18 protein-coding genes are annotated in these 18,682 nt (G+C 70.3%); 10 read left to right on the top strand and 8 right to left on the bottom strand.

The window, feature by feature from the left end:
* Positions 1-9: 9 nt before the first annotated feature.
* Positions 10-1,206 carry an AAA family ATPase gene (locus ACFY93_RS32275; RefSeq protein ID WP_391365463.1) on the bottom strand — a complete coding sequence of 399 codons (1,197 nt, stop codon included), beginning with the start codon at positions 1,204-1,206 and terminating at the stop codon, positions 10-12.
* Positions 1,207-1,485: 279 nt separating this feature from the next.
* On the opposite strand from ACFY93_RS32275, the gene ACFY93_RS32270 reads away from it, so the two are divergent.
* Positions 1,486-1,671: a hypothetical protein gene (locus ACFY93_RS32270; RefSeq protein WP_391365462.1), complete on the top strand. Its 186-nt coding sequence runs from the start codon at positions 1,486-1,488 to the stop codon at positions 1,669-1,671.
* A gap of 7 nt (positions 1,672-1,678) precedes the next feature.
* Here the strand turns inward: ACFY93_RS32270 and ACFY93_RS32265 are convergent, their stop codons facing one another.
* Positions 1,679-2,656, bottom strand: a complete 978-nt coding sequence (locus ACFY93_RS32265; protein WP_391365461.1) for a helix-turn-helix domain-containing protein — start codon at positions 2,654-2,656, stop codon at positions 1,679-1,681.
* A 346-nt stretch (positions 2,657-3,002) separates the two neighbouring features.
* Here ACFY93_RS32265 and ACFY93_RS32260 point away from each other — a divergent pair, with 346 nt between their 5' ends.
* Together ACFY93_RS32260 and ACFY93_RS32255 are read left to right on the top strand one after the other, a co-directional pair.
* A complete protein-coding gene (locus tag ACFY93_RS32260; protein ID WP_391365460.1) occupies positions 3,003-4,394 on the top strand; it encodes an MFS transporter in 1,392 nt (463 codons plus the stop codon).
* A 163-nt stretch (positions 4,395-4,557) separates the two neighbouring features.
* On the top strand, positions 4,558-5,085 hold the full coding sequence (locus ACFY93_RS32255) for an SMI1/KNR4 family protein (RefSeq protein WP_391365459.1): 528 nt from the start codon (positions 4,558-4,560) through the stop codon (positions 5,083-5,085).
* Between the two features lie 267 nt (positions 5,086-5,352).
* Here the strand turns inward: ACFY93_RS32255 and ACFY93_RS32250 are convergent, their stop codons facing one another.
* The 3 genes from ACFY93_RS32250 to ACFY93_RS32240 all read right to left on the bottom strand — a co-directional run bounded on the left by ACFY93_RS32250 (position 5,353) and on the right by ACFY93_RS32240 (position 9,028).
* Entirely contained in the window at positions 5,353-5,961 is a 609-nt protein-coding gene (locus ACFY93_RS32250; protein WP_391365457.1) for a hypothetical protein, read from the bottom strand.
* A gap of 485 nt (positions 5,962-6,446) precedes the next feature.
* A complete protein-coding gene (locus ACFY93_RS32245; RefSeq protein WP_391365456.1) occupies positions 6,447-8,096 on the bottom strand; it encodes a discoidin domain-containing protein in 1,650 nt (549 codons plus the stop codon).
* 260 nt (positions 8,097-8,356) lie between these two features.
* Complete coding sequence (locus tag ACFY93_RS32240; protein ID WP_391365455.1) at positions 8,357-9,028, bottom strand: FCD domain-containing protein; 672 nt, start codon at positions 9,026-9,028, stop codon at positions 8,357-8,359.
* A gap of 113 nt (positions 9,029-9,141) precedes the next feature.
* On the opposite strand from ACFY93_RS32240, the gene ACFY93_RS32235 reads away from it, so the two are divergent.
* From ACFY93_RS32235 to efeB, 5 genes are all read left to right on the top strand, one after another.
* On the top strand, positions 9,142-9,564 hold the full coding sequence (locus ACFY93_RS32235; RefSeq protein ID WP_391365454.1) for a VOC family protein: 423 nt from the start codon (positions 9,142-9,144) through the stop codon (positions 9,562-9,564).
* The gene (locus ACFY93_RS32230; protein ID WP_391365453.1) at positions 9,561-10,322 is read left to right on the top strand and encodes an SDR family oxidoreductase; all 762 of its coding nucleotides are present in this window, start codon (positions 9,561-9,563) and stop codon (positions 10,320-10,322) included. Before ACFY93_RS32235 ends, ACFY93_RS32230 begins: the two co-directional genes overlap by 4 nt.
* A 27-nt stretch (positions 10,323-10,349) precedes the next feature.
* Positions 10,350-11,096 carry a glutamine amidotransferase gene (locus ACFY93_RS32225; RefSeq protein WP_391365452.1) on the top strand — a complete coding sequence of 249 codons (747 nt, stop codon included), beginning with the start codon at positions 10,350-10,352 and terminating at the stop codon, positions 11,094-11,096.
* 230 nt (positions 11,097-11,326) lie between these two features.
* Positions 11,327-11,611, top strand: a complete 285-nt coding sequence (locus ACFY93_RS32220; protein WP_391365451.1) for a hypothetical protein — start codon at positions 11,327-11,329, stop codon at positions 11,609-11,611.
* A gap of 650 nt (positions 11,612-12,261) precedes the next feature.
* Positions 12,262-13,554: an iron uptake transporter deferrochelatase/peroxidase subunit gene (efeB, locus tag ACFY93_RS32215; protein ID WP_391365450.1), complete on the top strand. Its 1,293-nt coding sequence runs from the start codon at positions 12,262-12,264 to the stop codon at positions 13,552-13,554.
* Positions 13,555-13,941: 387 nt separating this feature from the next.
* Here efeB and ACFY93_RS32210 read toward each other — a convergent pair whose 3' ends face one another.
* The 3 genes from ACFY93_RS32210 to ACFY93_RS32200 all read right to left on the bottom strand — a co-directional run bounded on the left by ACFY93_RS32210 (position 13,942) and on the right by ACFY93_RS32200 (position 16,499).
* The gene (locus tag ACFY93_RS32210) at positions 13,942-14,985 is read right to left on the bottom strand and encodes a CU044_5270 family protein (RefSeq protein ID WP_391365449.1); all 1,044 of its coding nucleotides are present in this window, start codon (positions 14,983-14,985) and stop codon (positions 13,942-13,944) included.
* The gene (locus ACFY93_RS32205) at positions 14,982-15,608 is read right to left on the bottom strand and encodes a sigma-70 family RNA polymerase sigma factor (RefSeq protein WP_391365448.1); all 627 of its coding nucleotides are present in this window, start codon (positions 15,606-15,608) and stop codon (positions 14,982-14,984) included. The genes ACFY93_RS32210 and ACFY93_RS32205 overlap by 4 nt, the downstream gene beginning before the upstream one ends.
* Positions 15,609-15,749: 141 nt before the next feature.
* A complete protein-coding gene (locus ACFY93_RS32200; protein WP_391365447.1) occupies positions 15,750-16,499 on the bottom strand; it encodes an SDR family NAD(P)-dependent oxidoreductase in 750 nt (249 codons plus the stop codon).
* Between the two features lie 123 nt (positions 16,500-16,622).
* On the opposite strand from ACFY93_RS32200, the gene ACFY93_RS32195 reads away from it, so the two are divergent.
* Complete coding sequence (locus tag ACFY93_RS32195) at positions 16,623-17,990, top strand: histidine kinase (protein WP_391365446.1); 1,368 nt, start codon at positions 16,623-16,625, stop codon at positions 17,988-17,990.
* Positions 17,950-18,624 (top strand): response regulator, encoded by a 675-nt coding sequence (locus ACFY93_RS32190; protein ID WP_391365445.1) that lies wholly within the window; start codon positions 17,950-17,952, stop codon positions 18,622-18,624. Before ACFY93_RS32195 ends, ACFY93_RS32190 begins: the two co-directional genes overlap by 41 nt.
* The last annotated feature ends 58 nt before the right edge of the window (positions 18,625-18,682 follow it).

Genomic DNA, 18,682 nt, shown 5'->3' with positions numbered 1-18,682 from the left:
GGTGCCGCCTCAGAGCTGGGCCTGCGCCATGCTCGCGTCCATCCCGAGGGCCTCGGAGAGGACGCGGGCCCGGACCGCGCGCTGACGGCCGGTGACCCGGTCGATGGCGGTGGTGGAACGGCCGGCGTTCGACGCCTCCTCCCGCAGTGTCTCCAGGCGCTTGCCCGCCATGGCGAGCTTGTGGTGGGCGTTCTTGATAACCCACTCGCTCAGCACCTCACGGGACTGCCCGGCCATGGCGTCGAGCTGGGTCTCCAGTTCCTCGATGACGTCGGCGAGGTCGAGCGCCTCCTTGGCGTCGGGGTTGACCAGGTGCAGCACTTCCCGTTCGACGATCGGGCGTTGGACGGGGGAGTCCCACAGCACATGCGTCAGCACCGACAGATCGGTCTCCGCCACCGCGGTGCGCCCGTCGAGGTACGCGGACGCCTGGAGGAGGCGGACCGCCTGCCGCCAGCGCCGGTCGGAGGCGACGAGTTCCTTGCGGCGCAGTGCGGCCCGCAGCGTCACCAACGCTTCCACGATCGCGTCGGGGACCTCCACGTCCGGGACGGCCTCGGCCACGGCCTGCTGCAGCGCGGCCAGTTCCAGGGTGGTCGGGGGCACCGGTGCCGTCGGACGGCCGACGGCGGACCGCACCAGCGCGGTGAAGTTCGACGGGTCCTCCAGGTACCCGACCTCGATGCGCACCAGCAGCCGGTCGTAGATCGCCGCGGAGTCCTCCCCGCTGGGGAGTTCGTTGCTCGCGGTGATGGCCCCGATCAGGGGGCAGCGGATCGGCGCGCCTCCGTTCTCGGGGTGGTAGATCCGCTCGTTGAGGAAGCCCAGTGTCTCGTTGAGAGCGGCGGTCGAGCACTTGAAGATCTCGTCGATGAACGCGACATGGGCGGTCGTGGCGCGCCCCTCGAAGACCTGCCGGTACTCGCCCCGGGCCAGCGCGGCGACGTCGATGGGACCGAACATCCTTGTGGGTGCCGTGAACTTCGACAGCAGGATCTCCCAGTAGGCCGCCCCCTCGATCCGGCCCGTGAGCTCCCGCGCCAGCTCGGACTTCGCCGTACCGGGCGGGCCGAGCACCAGCGAGTGCTGCCCGGCCAGCAGCGTCACCATCAGCGTCCGGACGACATCCGCCCGCTCGTAGAAACGGTCCGACAACTCGTCGCACATGGCGCGCAGCCTTCGGGCCGTGTCCTGCGCGTCCTTCATGTCGCCCTCCTCGCCTGTGAGCCCTGCGGACTGCCGGGGCCGCCGGTCCCCCGAAATTACGCCAACAGGGCGTGCAATGACCGTAAAGGGCCCGGCGGTACGGGCGGAGCACCCGGGGCGATGACGCCTGCAGCCTCCACTCCGATCCCGTGGCCGGGCTCCGCGCATCCCTCCGCGTCACCGTTGTCGCGTGCGCCGCGACGCCGTCCACAACGGCGGACACCGTCCGCCCTGGTAGGCGGCGAAGACCGGTGTCGCGTCACGAGGGCGAGGCGCGACATGGCATGCGGCGCGGCGTTCATCCAGGGCACCACCGTCACCTTCGACGCCGACGCCGACGGACACGGTCCGAGCGTGGAACTGCCTCACGCGCGGGGCACGGAGGCCCGGCGCACGCTGCCGGTCACGCTCCTGTCCGGAGTGGCCGGACTGGTTCACCTCGAAGCGCGCGTTTTTACGGCCTGAGCTCTTCTCACGAGCAGGCGGTGTCCCGGTGGGGCACGTGACGGCTGAAGGCGTGGCGGTAGGCGGTCGGGGTGGTGTCGAGTGCGCGACGGAAGTGCAGGCGCATATTGGGGGCTGAGCCCAGGCCCGAGTCACGTGCCACCTGGTCGATGGAGTGATCGGTGGTCTCCAGGAGTTCGCGCGCCAGGCCGAGCCGGGCGCCCACCAGCCACTGCAGTGGCGTTGTGCCCGTCTCCTCGGTGAACCGGCGCATGAAGGAACGTTCCGACATGCCGGCGTGGCGGGCGAGCTGGGTGACGGTGAGCGTCTCGCCCAGGCGCTCCAGGGCCCATGCCCGTGTGTCCGCCAGTGCCGTGTCGCCGGCGTCGGCGACGGGTGCGGGTACGTACTGGGCCTGACCGCCCTCGCGGTGGGGTGCGGCGACGATGCCCCGGGCGATCTGGTTGGCCGTCACCGCGCCCAGGTCGCGGCGCACGATGTGCAGGCACAGGTCGATGCCACAGCACACCCCGGCTGAGGTGAGGATGTCACCTTGGTCCACGTAGAGCACGTCGCGGTCCACGTTCACCGCGGGATAGGTGCGTTCGAGCTCGTCCGTGTACTGCCAGTGCGTGGTGGCGTGGCGCCCGTCGAGCAGACCTGCCGCGGCGAGCACGAAGGCGCCGGTGCAGATCGACACCACTCGGCAGCCCCGGTCACGGGCCGTGGTCAGTGCGTCGAGCACCTCCGGCGGCAGTGGCTTCTCGCGGGGCCGGAAGCCCTGTCCGAACCCAGGGACGATCAGTGTGTCCGCCGCATCGAGGCCGTCCAGGCCACCTGTGACAGCCAGCGCGAAACCGCTGGTGGTGGGGACGGGACCGGCTGTTCCGCATACGGAGAGCTGGTACGGGGTCTCCGCGCGGGGAGCGAAGATCTGCAAGGGGATGGCCAGGTCGAGCGGCGCCATCCCCTCCAGGGCCAGTACGGATACTCGGTGGATGGTCATGGCGGTATCCTAACGAGACCAGGCATTTCTGCCACTGGATGAGACTCCTCCACGCGGCGACGCTTGATGGCATGACCGGACCTGTTTCCCAACCGGCTCCCGGCGAGGCGAGCGGCGCCACGGGCGAGGTGACGTCCCTGCCCGGCACTCCGCCGGCGCGCGCCACGCCGAGCCTGGTGACCGGCGTTCGAAGCGCCTTCCATCGCCAACCACAGCATCCGCAGTTACTTGTCCGCCCGGCTGGTGGCCCGCCGGCACCCGGACCGTTACAGCACACCTGGTCGGCGGCCGCCGAGGACACCTCCGACGTCGCTGCCCGCGTTCCCTACCCCGTTCCACCGAGGTGATGGTGAAACCCGCTCGTTCTTCCACCGAAGGCCCGTGGCGACACGGCGGTACCGAGGTCCCCCCGCGGCGCCCCGGCATCGGCAGTCTGGTACTGCTGGCCTCTATCGTCATATCGTTCCTGGCCGCCTCCAGCGCGCCGACCCCGCTGTACGCGACCTACGCGGCCGAATGGCACTTCTCACCGATCACCACCACCGTGGTCTTCGGCGTCTACGCGATCGCCGTGCTGGCTTCACTGCTCGTGTTCGGGCGCGTCTCCCACCACATCGGACGACGCCCGGTGCTGCTGGCCGCGCTCGGCCTGCAGACCGCCGCGCTCGCGGTGCTCGTCACCGCGGGAGGCGTGGAAGCACTGCTGCTCGGGCGGATACTGCAAGGCGTTTCCACCGGCGGCGCCCTCGGCGCCCTGGGGGCGGCCATGCTGGACATCGATCGGCACCGCGGCGCCCTCGCCAACTCCGTTGCACCCGGGGTGGGGTCCGGTGCGGGCGCGCTGCTGTCCGGCGTGCTGGTCCAGTACGCGCCAGCGCCCACCCACCTGGTGTACCTGCTGCTCGTCGGGGCGTTCGTCGTCCAGAGCGTCGCCGTGATCCGTATGCCGGAGACCGTCGGCCGCAAACCGGGCGTGCGCGCCGCGATGGTCCCTGAACTGGCCGTGCCGCCCGGCGTGCGAGGGGCCGTGCTCGTCGCGGCGCCGATGCTCTTCGCCACGTGGGCGCTCGCCGGTTTCCACGGTTCACTCGGGCCGGCGCTCGCACGACAACTGTCTGGCTCCTCTTCGGCGGTATCGGCCGGGCTGGGGCTCTTCCTCGTGGCCGCAATCGGGGCTCTGTCCGCCGTCGTGTTCGGCCGTATTCCACCGCGTGCGGGCATGTTGCTGGGCGGCCTGTTGATCGCGGTGGCGTCGATGGCCACACTGGCCGCGATCGACGGGGAGTCGGCCATCGGGTTCTTCGGCAGCACGTTCGTCGCCGGTGTCGGTTTCGGCGCCGGAACCCAGGGCGCCATCCGGACCGTTGTGGCCCGCGCGGCGCCGGCCGGACGGGCGGGTGTCATGTCCGTCCTCTTCGTCGTCTGCTACCTCGGTATGGGACTGCCCTCGGTCATCGCCGGGGTGCTGGTGGTGCACGGCGGAGGGCTCGTCACCACCGCCCGGCAGTACACGCTGTTCGTCCTCGCCCTCGTGGTCGCGGCCTCGCTCGGGCTGCTGCTGACGAACCGCTCGGCCCGCTCCGGTCGATCCGCGGAGGCCGATCACGCCACATCCGGGCACACGGGTCCTCGTACTGCCGCCGATCTGCCGGCCGCCGAGGCGGGGCAGGCTACTTCACTAGTCGTTGATCACAACGGCGGTCAGGCCCGCCGCCGGTGCACGCGACAAGCGGACTGAGATCCCGGTGTCCCTTCAACAGCGCGGCCTGTGCCTGCGTACCCCAGGGACCCCGTTGTCCGGCACACCGATGCCTACAGACAGACAAGGCGTGCCACTCACGGAAGCCGAAGGACGGGACCCCTGTCGACCCGCACCACACGACTTTTCGGAGTACATGCTCGTGACCGTCGAGGACCGGCGCTTCCAGCCTGCCAGGAACAGCGACTCGTTCGACAGAGCAACACCCGTCGGCTACGACAAGGTGACGTCTTCCCAGCCGGGAAGCCGACCCGGACGCGTGCCGGCGACCAGTGAACAGGTCCGTGCGGCCGAGGCTCGGCTCGGTGTCCCGCTGCCCCCGAGTCTGTGGGCCTTCCTGCTGGTCAGCAACGGCTGCGGTCCTGTCTCCCAGTACACCGAGGCACTGCGCCCCTGCGAGGAGATCGACTGGTTCCGGCGCACTCACCCGGCGTTCGTCGACTCGCGCCGCGATACCGAGGACCACGACTTGTTCCTGCACGCGCTCTGTCTCACCCGGGGCGCGGACGCGATCCTGCTCGACACCCGCACCGTCTCGGCGGACGGGGAGTACGGCGCCTACCTGTTCGCCGTCAAGTACGGGGAACTCGACGAGCGGTACAGCAGTTTTGACGAGGTCGTCCTGGCCGGCCGCTCGGAGATCGAGTGGCATCGCGAGCACTGCGTTTGATAGCCGCGGGCCCGCCCCGGTGAGCCGTCCCAGCCGTGTCCCGTACACGGCTCGGTCGGTTCGGGTCACCGTTCGGGCCACCCGCTTTCGGCGAGAAGGGCGGCGAGCACCCCCGAGGCTGGGTGGAATGCGTCGCGGTCGTGACGTTCCCGTCGGGGGCCGAGGAGCCGTCGGACCTCCCTCCTGCGAGAGGCCGGCCCTCTCCGGCGTGCTCACGCCGCGCCCCCACAGCGATGTTCGCCCGTGTGGCGTGCTGCTGAACGGCCACTATGCAGCGGGATACGCGCAGATGCCGAAGTCCGGCCATCCCGGATCAAGCGCATCCACATCTCCGCGGCCGTGGAAGCCCCCCTTCACCAGGCTCAGAGTCATGCCGTTCCCCTCACCCCGGCCGGTGTACTCGTTGACACCGCCGTCGCCGGTGGACTGGAACACATGGAGTTCCGCCCGTCCGTCGTGGTTCTCGTCGGACGCGAGCGCCGCATAGACGAATCCCAGGGCCGCCATGCGGATGTCGGCCGTGCGGCTGCCGCTCAGGTCCCGGGCGAGGGGCCCGTAGCGGACTTCGTGCACGGTCACGTTGTCACGGGCGTAGTCTCCGTCGTCCTCCTGGCTGTGGAACAGGGCCAGATCGAGATACCCGTCGCCGTCGAAGTCGCCGAACGCACCCCGGGTCTCCATGTCGGGAGACAGCGCGCTCCTTGCCTTCTGCCACCGAGTACGCCCCTGGCCCACTCGCACCTCGGCTGCGGTCGTGGCCCGGCTGAAGACGACCGTGGCGTCTCCCGAGCGGTGAGGGTCACGTATCTCGTCCAAACGTCCGTCCGCGTCGACGTCGGCCGTCAGTGTCATGCCGTCCTTGTCGGAACACACCACCGAGGGAGGGTGGTCACCGGGTTCGGAGCGGGATCCGAGAGCGAGCACAGCGACAGACCCCAACATCGCTGTCCCCGCGCAGAGAACGACCCATCTGCGGCGGCGATCCCGCCACCTTGGCAACAGTGAGGACAACGCGCCACGGCCTTTCTCCTGCTGGGTGCCCGCAATTTCCGGCATCGCAGGGTCCTGTGAGCGCTCCACCGGCGGTCCCGTCGGTCACCCTACGGTGATCGCGCCACCGGTGTGCGGCCGGGGAGCAGCGGTTCGATCCGCGCCAGGGGCATCGGCGGGCGATCGCCGATCTCGTCCATGTCATCGGGGCCTGCTGAGGACTCGTCGCACAGTCGGGCGACGCCCTGGAGCGGCGGGCACTCAAGGGTACCCGGCGGCAGCCATGCGGCGCCGCGGGCCCCTTCGCCGTCGGTGCGGCCGGGCCCTCGTCGTCTGGGAACGGGTTCAGCGCTGGTGACCCGGGCCTGCCGTCACGGAGCGAGCCGGATCTCGGTGGCGCCCGAGTACGTGCCCTTGCCCGGTCGCTGGTAGCCGCCCTCACGATGGACGAAGTGCAGGCGCAGGGACGAGGTACGCACCGGTGAGAAGGTGACCGTGTTGGCACCGGCGCGAGGGCCCGCGGGGTCCCAGCGGGCGCCGGTGACCTGTTCGAAGCGGCCTTCCCTCACATGCTCGACGAACATCTGCCGAGGCGGCTGCACTCCCCCGCCGTCGTCGTAGAGGTGGACGGTCAGCCCCGCGCAGCGGCGCGGTGCGTCGAAGTCCAGTTGCAGCCAGTCGACGGTGTTGGGCGAGTTGTAGGCGGTCCAGCGCGGATGGTCGGCGACGACGCCGTCGACGACGGCCTGCGGCGAGTCGTACATCCATGTGTGGGACGCCGACACGGCGATCGGGCCGGGCGACTCGTCGCGCAGATCCTTCGACGTGGCAAGCCCGATGGTCTGTGCGCCGCTCGTGGACTGGGCGTTGTAGAAGTGGAAGACGACACCGTCGTGCTTGACGACCCAGGGCTTCGTCGCCTGATTGGCCTCCCAGGGCCGGGTGGAGCTGGTGAGCTTCGGCCCTCGCCACGGCGTCCAGTTCACCAGGTCGTAAGAGCAGGCGAACGAGTCGAACCGGCCGTTGGACGTGTAGTCGATGGTGTTCCAGAAGAACATCACCCACAGGTCGCCCATGCGCACGACCTGCGGGTCGCCGCACAGGGCGATGCCGTGCCACTCGTACGGCGTGAGGACCGGGGCCTCACCGTGGCGGCGCCAGTGGACCATGTCGTCGGAGACCGCCATGCCGATCGTCTCGTTGCCGTATCCCCCGGCGCCCGTGGCGTTGTAGTACATGACGAACCGCGCCCCCAGGCGGGCCAGCGGATCACGGATGACATTGCTCTTGAACAGTTTCGAGCGTTCCCAGTAACGCGTGTCGCGATCGTCGGGTCCCAGGACCGCCGCGTCCCGGCGGGTCCAGGGCTCGGGCAGGTGCGGGGTACGGGTGGAGGCGATACCGATGGACAGCGGTCCGCCCTCGTAACCGGGGTCGGCACCGCCGAGATAGCTCATCCAGAACCGGCCCTCGAACGTCTGCAGCCGCGCCGAGCCGCCCCACTCGGGGTCCTGCAGCGCGATGTATCCGGCGGCTTGCTTCTGGTCCCAGGCACCCGGCCGGAAGGGGAGAACGGTTCCCTCGGGCGTCCAGTCGAGCAGGTCTGGACTCGACGCGAGCCGGGTCTCGTAGCCGTCCTCGCGATACACCAGGTGCACCATGTACCAGCGGTCGCGATGACGGAAGACGCTGGGAGAGTCCACCAGTTCGGCATCCGCGGGTGTGGTGAGCACGGGACCGTACCGGTAGGGGGTCTTGACCTCCTCGTACACCTCCTGCATGACCTCGTCCGGAACGGTCGTCGGACGCGAGGGTCTGTCCTCGACGCCGACTGCCCGGCTCCCTTCGCCGGATGCGGCCGTCGTGCCGTGCGCCGTGCCCGGCAGCAGCGACAGGCCGACGGCGGAGACGCCGGTCATCCCCGACCGGCGGATGAGGCCGCGGCGGGTCATCCCGTCGCCCTGCGTGGGCACCGGCCGCCGGCCGTCTCGTGGTGCGGCATCGTTCTCCTGATGACTCATCAATGCCTCCTGGACAACGTTGTCATGCCTGGGCAATGTAGCGACGCGGGTCACGAACGGTCAATGCCTCCCCGGGCACGGACCGAGGACGAGGGCCGAGGACGACCGGCCTCGTGTTCCTGCCCTCACTCCTCGGCGTGTCCATCGTGCGCGTGTATGCCGGCCTCGTCCAGGGCGAGGGCGGCGGTGCGGCCGACGGCGTCGCCGAGCAAAGCCGCGCCGGAGTCCGGCGGTTCGGGTGCGCTGGCCTCGCTTCCGGCTCAGTCCGGCAGCGCGGCCAGCAGGCTGCGCCGGGCGGAGTCCACGTGCTCCTCGGCCAGGCGGGCCAGGGTGCGGGGGTCGCCGGAGCGCAGCAGCGCGGCCAGTTCCCGGTGCTCGTCGACCACGCGTGCGCGGTAGTGGTCGTATCCCGCGTCCGCACGGCGCAACTGGAAGAGATGCAGTTGTGAGCGGATGGTCCGCCACGCGGTCGTCAGTCTGACGTTGCCCGCGGCGGTGTAGATCTGGTCGTGGAAGGCGATGTCCAGGGCGACCAGGCGGTGGGCGTCGGCGCTTCCGTCGATCTCGGCGGCCATATCGACGACGGTCTGGTCCAGCCGGGAGAGGTCCTCGGGCGAGGCCGTACGCCGCGCGGTGGTGGCGGCCAACCGGTCCAGCGCTGCTCGCAGCGTGTAGACCTCCTCGACGTCCGCTGCCGTCACGTCGATGACTGTGGTGCCCCGGTGCCAGCCGCCGCGGACCAGGCCCTCCCGTTCCAGTTGTGCCAGGCCCTCTCGGACCGAACCCCGGCTCACGTCGAGGCGTGCGGCCAGCTCCACCTCTCGCAGGGCGGCCCCGGGAGGGAAGTGCCCGGAGAAGATGGCCGCTCGCACGAGATCGGCGGCTTCGTCGGCCAGCCCGCGACGAGGGGCCTTCGGCAGTGGGGATGACATGGCCCGATGTTGACATCGAGCCATGCCCGATGCCAAGTGTCCAAATGTATCGATGTTGACATCGAGCAGTCAGCCGCGCATGCTGCTCCGGTAGCGAGCCCAGGAGGCGCACCATGACCCACCGACCCGCCATGCACCTGGCCGTCCCCGTGGACGACCTGGCCGCAGCCCGTCACTTCTACGGCGATGTGCTCGGCCTGCCCGAGGGCCGAAGCACCGACCACTGGGTGGACTGGGACCTCGAGGGGCATCAGTTGGTGACTCATCTGGTACCGAACGCTCCGCAGCCGGCAGGCTCCAGCCTGGTCGAGAACCACGCCGTGCCCGTCCCGCACTTCGGTCTGCTGCTGGACGAGCGGCGCTTCCACGAGTTCGCCGAGCGGCTGCGCGTCGCCGCAGTGCCCTGCGACATCGAGCCCCACCTCCGTTTCCCCGGCGAACCCGGTGAGCAGTGGACCATGTTCTTCCGGGACCCGGCCGGCAACGCCTTGGAGTTCAAGTCCTTCCGCGACGAATCCATGGTGTTCGCCCGATGAGGGGCGTCCTCGTGACAGGCGGTTCGCGTGGTATCGGCCGGGCCGTCGCACTGGCCTTCGCCGGGGGTGGTGACCGCGTCGCCCTGCAGTACGTCGGCCGCCGTTCGGACGCCGAGGAGACCCTGCGGCAGATGCCGGGCGAGGGACACGCCCTGCTTCGGGCGGACCTGGGCGACCCCGGCGCGGCTGAGCGGCTGACGGCTGATGCGGTGGCCGCGCTGGGTGTGGTGGATGTGCTGGTGAACAACGCGGCCGTCGGGCCCACGGCAGATACACGGCACCGGATCTCCGACACCTCGTTGGCCGACTGGCAGCGGATCTGGCAGCGCATGGTCCAGGTCAACCTGCTCGGCGCGGCAGACCTGAGCTGGTCCGTCGCCCGGCACCTCATCGACCGTCGCGCGGGCGGGGCGATAGTGAACGTCGGCTCACGCGGTGCGTTCCGTGGGGAACCGGACTTCCCGGCCTACGGGGCGACCAAAGCGGCGCTGCACGCCCTCGGCCAGTCCCTGTCCGTGGCACTGGCTCCGCACGACATCGCCGTCACCTCGGTCGCGCCCGGTTTCGTGGCCACAGAGCGCCAGGCCGCGCGACTGTCCGGACCGGAAGGTGACCGGCTACGGGGAGAGAGCCCGTTCGGCAGAGTCGGCACGCCGGCTGAGATCGCCGCCACGGTCCACTTCCTGGCGTCTCCTGCGGCGGCCTGGGCCTCAGGAACCGTCGTCGATCTCAACGGCGCGTCCTATCTGCGGACGTGACGCGCCGGCAACCCGCGAGGAGGTCGGATGCCCACTGACACCACGGACACCACTGACACCACGGACACCTCACCGAGCCGGACCGCTCTGGCTGTCCGCCATCTCGATTTCGAGGACCTCGGTCTCCTCGAACCGGTGCTCGAGGAGCGCGGCTACCTGACGCGCTACCTGGATGTCGCCACTCAACCGGTCGACACCGAGCTGATCCGTGCCGCCGACCTGGTGGTGGTACTCGGAGGCCCGGTGGGCGCCGGTGACGCCGACCGCTATCCGTTCCTGGCCGACGAACTCCTCGCGCTGCGCGCTCGGCTGGCCGACGGGTCGCCGACACTGGGCATCTGCCTCGGAGCGCAGTTGCTGGCGCGTGCACTGGGCGCGCAGGTCACTCGCGGCGCGGCACGGGAGGTCGGCTATGCCCCGGTGAAGCTCACCCCGGACGGGACAGCGTCCCCTCTGCGCCACCTGACGGGAGTGCCGGTCCTGCACTGGCACAACGACATGTTCGGTATCCCCGAGAACGCACGGGTCCTGGCGGGCACGCCGGACTGCCCGCATCAGGCCTTCGCCCTCGGCACCCAGGTGTTGGCCCTGCAGTTCCATCTGGAGACCCCCGCGGAGGACATCGAGAGGTGGCTCGTCGGACACGCCGAGGCCTTGGTCGCGGCGAACATCCATCCGGCGCAACTGCGCCGGTCGGCACTCGCGGCAGCACCCGAACTGCGCACCCGGGCCCTCGCGACGCTCAGGGAGTGGCTCACCGTCGCGGGCTGCTGAGCAGACCCGGCTTGCGGGCTTGCCGGGGCACAGCCCACGGCGGGACGCGGGGCACCGCGGCCGGCGGTCTCGTCATCCACTCCCCTGCCACCGCCACGCGCCCTTGCGCTCGGGGCCGGCCCACACCATCCGGTGGTGCGTCCACCCGAACACCTTCCGCTCCCTCCTGCGTCACCTCACCGGGGTCGGCGCTGAAGCTGAAGTGCGACAACACCGCCTACCGGCCGGTGATGGACGCGATCGATCTGCTCCAGCGCTACCTGGGACAGCCGCTGAAGGAGGGCGCGTTCTTCGATCCGGCGGAGAGCGTGCCGCTCGCGGGAGTGGTGCCCGAGCAGTGGCGGGCGGCGGCGGTGAACGACAAGGACCGTGTCGAGCACATCCCGTACGAGCGTGAATCCGTACGGCCGGTTCGAGCTGGACGTGAACAGCCGCCTCGATCTGGACCCTCCGTCCGGGCCGCGGTGCCCGGCCCGCGTACCCCGCAGGACGAGGCAGCCGCAGCCCCGGCGTGACAACCGGTCCCGGGCCGGCCCTACCTCGTGAGCGGCTCCACGTGGAGGCCCGGAACCCCGGCGCCCGCGCCCGTCGGCCCGGACACCCCGAGCGCCGACATCCCTATCGGCCATGCCCGCTGCTCGGCCCTCACCCAGGAACTCCGGACACAGCTCGACACACTCGCAGCCAAGCGCATCCCCCGGGACAAGACCTTCTCGGTGAAGCCCCGGGCGTACCCAGAGGCCGTCGAGACCGCACACGCCGACTTCGCCGCCCTCCAACAGCGCGACCACAGCCCCAAGTGGTTACTCAGCGCTGCACGCCACCTGGCGGTAGCCATACGAGAACAGGGCCTCATCGGAAGGGAAGTTCCCGTGATGAACGCCGTCCGCGCGACGCCGTCGTCGCCCTCACCGCCGGATTGCGGCCGACGAACTGGCAGCCGGCTGCGGCACCGCGGCGTCCGGGTAAGGACACCGCGGCTGTGGGAAGGCCTCTCACGCGAAGGACGCCAAGGGTGTGAGCGTCACGTTCAGGACGGCTTGCCCTCGTGGATTCAACACTGCGCGATCCAGGGGCGTATCCCCCGTGAACGTCGTCTCATGCGCACTCGGCTGCCCGTCGTCGCCAGGCAGGCCGCCGACACGCAGATTGGTTGGCCCTCGCCATGCCCGAACAGCCCCTGCCCGCGGACCCCGACAGCGGCTCCGGACGTCCGTCCCTTCCAGTCCGTGTGAAGGACGCCTCGGGTGTGTCCCGCCGTCGGCTGCTCGGCACGGCCGGCGCCACCGGCATGCTCCTCGGCGCCGCGGGCGGGGTGGCCGGACACGCCGCGGCCGCGCCCGCGAAAGGCACACCGCTCACCTCGCTCGGCTCCGACCGGTCACCCTTCCATGGAACACATCAGTCCGGCATCACCGGTGAACTCCAGTCACATGGCCATCTCGTCGCCTTCGACCTTGCAGCCGGAGCCGGCCGCAGGGAGGCCATCGCGCTGATGCGCCGGTGGTCGGCGACGGCCGCGCGGCTCATGGCGGGTGAACCTGCAGACGACGGGGGCATCGACGTGGCCCGGGACGCGGGCCCTTCCGCACTGACGGTCACTTTCGGCTTCGGTCACTCCTTCTTCGACCGGACGGGGCTGCGAAGTCAACGGCCCCGCGCGCTCGACCCGCTGCCCGCCTTCTCCTCCGACCGGCTCGACAAGGCCCGCAGCAACGGCGACCTGTGGGTGCAGATCGGTGCGAACGACGCGTTGGTCGCCTTCAACGCGATGCGCGTCCTGCAGAGAAAGACGGGTTCCTCCGCCAGGGTGCGCTGGCAGATGAGCGGGTTCAACCGTTCTCCGGGCGCCACGGCCCATCCCGTGACGGCCCGCAACCTGATGGGCCAGATCGACGGCACCCGCAACCCGCACCCGGACGAGGAGGACTTCGAGAAGAGCGTCTTCGTCCCCTCCGACGGGAATCCGGCCTGGATGGCGAACGGCTCCTACGTCGTCGTTCGCCGCATCCGCATGCTGCTCGACGACTGGGAAAAGCTGTCACACGGAGAGCAGGAGAAGGTCATCGGGCGGCGCAAGGCCGACGGGGCGCCCCTGAGCGGAGGCACCGAGACCACCGCGATGGAGCTGGAGAAGACGGACGCCGACGGAAACCTCGTCGTCCCCATCAACGCACACGCCCGGGTCAGCCGGCCCGACTACAACCAGGGCGCGACCATCCTGCGCCGTCTGTTCTCCTACCACGACGGCTACGACCGGCGCGGCGCGCCGGACGCGGGCATGCTGTTCGTCTGCTGGCAGGCGGACCCTGTGCGCGGCTTCATACCGGTGCAGCGCCATCTGGACCGCGGTGACGCGCTGTCGCGGTACATCCGGCACGAGGCAAGCGGCCTGTACGCGGTCCCGGGCGGTTCGGCGGACGGCGAGTACGTGGGCCAGCGACTGCTGGAGGGATGAACCCGCACAGCGTCAACGCCCTCGCATCACCGGCCTCGCGGCGGGACGCGGGAAACCCGCCAGGGGCAACGCGACCCCCTACCGCGCCTCAAGGGCACGAGCGCGGCGAGCGGCGACGGTACGGCCGAGGCCGCACCGTCGTCGGGGCGCATGAGTGTCACCACCGCCACGCCCGCGTACCGCGAGCGCGGAAGGCACCCCACCCGCCCCGCGCGCGGGGCAGCGCACCACCCCGGGCCACGGACGGAAGCCCATACGGAGCGCACCACCTACCAGCACCGTCAGCCAGATCCGCGGCAGCACCGCCGATCCGCTCCAAGAGGCGACAACAAGAAGGGGCTCGCCACACGTCCGGAGCGCACTGAAGGGGACGCCCTGCCCGAGAGGTCAGGCCTTCTCGCTGCCGGGGAGTTGCCCTGCTTTGTCGACGATGGTGCTCTTGAGGAGGGCTGAGCTGTCCAGGAGCGTTCCGGCCTTGCCGTAGGGCGTGTCCTTGGTCAGACGGGTGGAGTGGCCGAGGTAGGCGAGGTCCTCCTTGTCGAAGACCCACTCGGTGACGACGCCGTTCTTCTTGTCGCTCCGGGCGATGCCCAGGCCCTGGCGGCCGAGGGCGTCCTTCGCCTGCGGGGCCTCGGTGACGCCGGGGATCTTCGCCGCCGCCCGGTAGAGGGCGGCGGCCGTACGCGGTGGCATCGCACGGTCGAGGAGGTCCCCGATCTGCTCGAAGACGGCCTGGTCCCGTTCCCTGTCGTCGACCTGCGGGGTCTTGGCGTAGAGGTGGTCGAGCAGCTTGTCGGGGTCCGTCGGCAGGGAGCTGAGCCACTCATAGGTGGGCCGGCTGAACCCGGCCGGTGTACCGGCCGGGTCGCCGAGCTCGGCGTTGAGGCGCGTGGTCTCGCCGTCGGTCCGGATCACGCCCTGCGTCTTGACAGGCTCGGGGTTCTGGGAGAGCCACAGTTCGTAGTCGTGCAGCGGGCTGACGACAGCCTTCCCGCTGGACAGATCGGCCTCGCGGACCTTCTCCTTCACGTACGAGAACTGGTCGTCCCGCACAGTGAGGGCGTCACGCTTTCCCGCGGCGTCGGAGATCTGCTGGAGGAGGGCGGACACGGGCTGCATGTCCGCGGCCGTACCCGAGGACGCGCCGGTGGCCGGCGTGCGGTCGCCGTCGTTCAGGGCGATCCCCCCGGTCACCACGGCGGCCAGGGCCAGCGCCGTCAACGGCGCGAGAAGGGCGGGGCGCAGCCGTCGGCGGGGCTGCCGTGCGGGAGTGCCGGCCTGGTCACGGTCGATGTGTCGCATCAGGAGGTCCTTGTGATGGAGGTACTGCTCACGCGGAAGGTCCCAGTCGGGCGGGGCGGGCAGCAGACGGGCGAGTGCGGCCCGCTCGTCCGACGGCTCGGAGGAAGCGGAGTTCGGCCTGCCGTTCATGTGAGTTCCTTCCGCGCGGGCACGGCCGCGAACGCGGCCGTACTTGTTACCTCTCCGCGAGTGGTGGGCGGTTCCGTGTTCTCCTCGGAGAGCCGGGCGAGTTTCTTACGAGCGCGGGAGAGGCGGGACCGCACGGTGCCGACGGAAATGCCCAGGGCCTGAGCCGTCTGCCGGTAGTCCAGACCGGACCACACGCAGAGGGCGAGCACCTCCCTCTCGTGGCGCCGCAGCCGGCTCAGGGACGCCTGGACGGCCCGCAGCCGCCGCACATCGTCGATGCGTCCGACCGTCCGGGGCGCGAAGTCCTCCACATGGCCGGGCCGGGGCTGACGCGCGAGGAACGCCTGCCGTCGGCGCACGCCGCGCCGGGCGTTGTCCGCCTTGTGAGTGGCGACGCCCAGCAGCCACGGCAACAGGGTTCCGCCGTCCTCCCGCACCTGAGCGCGGTTGCGCCACGCGGTCAGAAACGTCTCGGACATGATGTCCTCGGCCGCCGACCAGTCGCCTGTCAGGCGCAGTGCATGGTTGTACACGCGGCCGGCGAACTCCTCGTACAGCTGGGCGAACGCCTCGCGGTCGCCGTCACGCACGCGGCGCCGTACGTCGTGGTCTGAGTCCCTCACACCCTGTTCTCTCCGCGGTCCAGGGGGAGTTCCAGTGATCCACGTCACTCGGCGCCGGGGCACCCTTGCTCACTCCTATGCCTCTGGGAACAGGGTGCCGAAGTCATTGCCGCCCAGGTCGTCACCAGTAGGGCGCGCCCGTCACCGCTGCTCGGTGGGCCGTACCACGATCTCGTTGACGTCGACCTGGACCGGCTGGGCGACGGCGTACGCGATGGCGTCGGCGATCGCAGTGGGATCCAGTGCCATGGCATCGCGGCGGGCCAGGAGCTCGGCCCGGGCGTCGGGATCGGTGACCGCGTTGACGAAGTCGGTGTGGACGAAGCCCGGGGAGACGATGGTGACGCGCAGGTCACCGACCTCCTGCCGCAGTCCTTCGCAGATCGTGCGCACGGCCGTCTTCGTCGCGGAGTACACCGCCTGTCCTGGGACGGTGCGATATGCGGCGGTCGATGCCACCGTGACGAGGTGCCCGGCCTCCTGCCTGCGGAAGATGGGCAGCGCGGCAGCGATGCCGTGCAGGACTCCACGCAGATTGACGTCGATCATGTCGTCCCACTCGTCGACGCGCAGGTCCTCCAGCGGTGAGATCGGCCCGATGCCGGCGTTGTTGACCAGCACGTCGAGTCGGCCGAATTCGGTGACCGCCGTGTCGAGGAGGCGGACGAGGTCCTCGCGCCGCCGCACATCGGTCGGCACGCCGACGGCGCGGCCACCGCGTTCCCTGATCTCTGCGGCGAGTTGCTCGACGCGTTCGCTGCGCCGGGCACCGAGGACGACCGCCGCACCGCGCTCCGCCAGGGCGAGCGCGGTGGCCCGGCCTATGCCGCTGCTCGCGCCGGTGATGGCGATGACCTTGCCACGGGCCTGTGTTCCTTCTGCGTCTGTCATGTCCTCTGCCTCCACCATCACTCTGCTTCTCCTTGCACCGATACGCCGGCCGCTTGCCCGCCCGACTGCGGACGGGACCTCGGGGCGCGTGCGCTGTCGTACGGCGCTGTTACCTTGACAAGCATGAAGACGCCCGGCGCACGGACGGTCGGACAGTACAACGGGAACTCCTCGGCTCTGGCACCGGCGGAGGAACGAGGCGGCCGGTCGGCCGACGGCCCTGCGAAGCTCGGGGCGCCGGCGGGGGCGCTGCTCCTGACCGGCCGACGCCGGCACACCATGGGCGTGGTGTGCGACGTGGCGCTCGCGCTGGTGGTCGTGGTGGCGGCAAGCAGGTACAACGCCTTCGCCGACCTGGGCATGGGAGGGCTGATGGCCCTGTGTCTGCTGGCAAGGCGCCGGCTGCCCGGCACGGTGCTCGTGGTCGTCCTGGCCCTCGTCGCGGCCCAGTTCGCTCTTCATGATCTGCTCGATCTGGCCTCGGCGCCCGCCGCGTACGACGTGGCCGTGCTGTTCGCGATGATGTCGGTCGTCCACCATGCGCGCACCGTCTGGATGCCGTACGCGGCGGGTGTCGCGGTGTTGTCGGCCTCGGCGACCGGACTGGTGGGGTTGCCCGGCACCGGCATCGACCCGTTCCTGTCATCCGCCGAGGATGTGCTGTTCCTCTGGGGGCTGACGATCGCCGTCTGGCTGATGGCGTATTCCCTGCACGCACGGCGGCTGTACGCCGAGAGCCAGGTAGCCCGCGCCGGACAGGCAGAGCGGGAGCGTGAGCATCTGATCCGGATCGCCGCGGCCGAGGAGCGGGCGGAGATCGCCCGTGAACTGCACGACGTCGTGGCGCACAGCCTGGCCGTGATGATCCTCCAGGCCGACGGCGCCGGGTACGCGCTGCGCACGTCGCCCGAGACTGCCGCGGCCGCGCTGGACGCGATCGCCTCGACGGGGCGGGACGCGATCGAGGACATGCACCGCATCGTCCGGGTGCTGCGCGGCGGTGACCAGAACTCCACGAGCACAGGCTCCGGACGGCGGATCATCACTCTCGACGAGATCCACACGGCCGTCGAACGCGCCCGGGCGGCCGGACTGTCGGTGAACCTGTCCGTCGAGGTCGGCGAAGAGCGTCTGACGGCGGCGGAACAGATGACCGCCTTCCGGATCGTCCAGGAGTGTCTCACCAACGTGTTGCGCCATGCCGGTCCCGACGCGGAGGTCGAGATCCGGCTGAGGGAGGACCGGGACACACTCCTGATCACGGTGGTGGATGACGGATCGGGCAGACTCGCCGTCGGCGGAGGGGGCGCAGGCGGCCACTCGCGCTCCGGGGGAAACGGACTTGTGGGCATGCGGGAGCGCGTCGAACTCGCCGGCGGCAGCTTCACGGCCGGTCCCCGGCTCGGCCGTGGTTGGCAGGTATGTACTCGAATCCCGACAAGGAAGAGCGATGACACAGACAAGCGGGCCGATCCGGGTGGTCGTCGTTGACGACCAGCCCCTGATCAGAGCCGGGTTCTCCATGGTGTTGGCCGCCCAGAACGACATCGAGGTCGTGGGTGAGGCGGAGAACGGGGCGGACGCCCTGGATCTGTTGCCGAAGGCCCGGGCGGACGTGGTCATCATGGACATCCGTATGCCGGTCATGGACGGGATCCAGGCCACGGAACAGCTCATGCTGCTGGACGATCCGCCTCGAGTCCTGGTGTTGACCACCTTCGACAACGACGACGACGCGTTCGCGGCACTGCGGGCGGGGGCCAGTGGCTTCCTGCTGAAGAACGCTCCCGCGGCAGACGTCGTGGGCGCCATCCGCACCGTGGCCGCCGGTGAGTCGGTCGTGGCCCCGCGCGTCACCCGGCTGCTGCTCGACCGGGTCGCCCGCCAACAGGGTCCCTCAACAGCGCAGAGGGAACGGCTGAGCGTCCTCACCGCCCGCGAACGGGACGTCCTCGCCCTGATCGCACGCGGACTGTCCAACGCGGAGATCGCGGCCGACCTGCATGTGGCGCAGGCCACCGTGAAGTCGCACTTGGGCAACCTGATGGCGAAACTGCACCTCCGCGACCGGGCACAGGCCGTTGTCTTCGCCTTCGAGTCGGGACTCGTCCGCCCCTCCTCCTGAGACCGGCACCTGCTGGTACTCCGCTGCGACGTCGCGAGCCCGCCTCGGCCACCAGCCG

Source organism: Streptomyces sp. NPDC008313 (assembly GCF_042956125.1).
Classification (GTDB): Bacteria; Actinomycetota; Actinomycetes; order Streptomycetales; family Streptomycetaceae; genus Streptomyces.
This window is presented reverse-complemented; position numbering and strand designations above follow the sequence as displayed.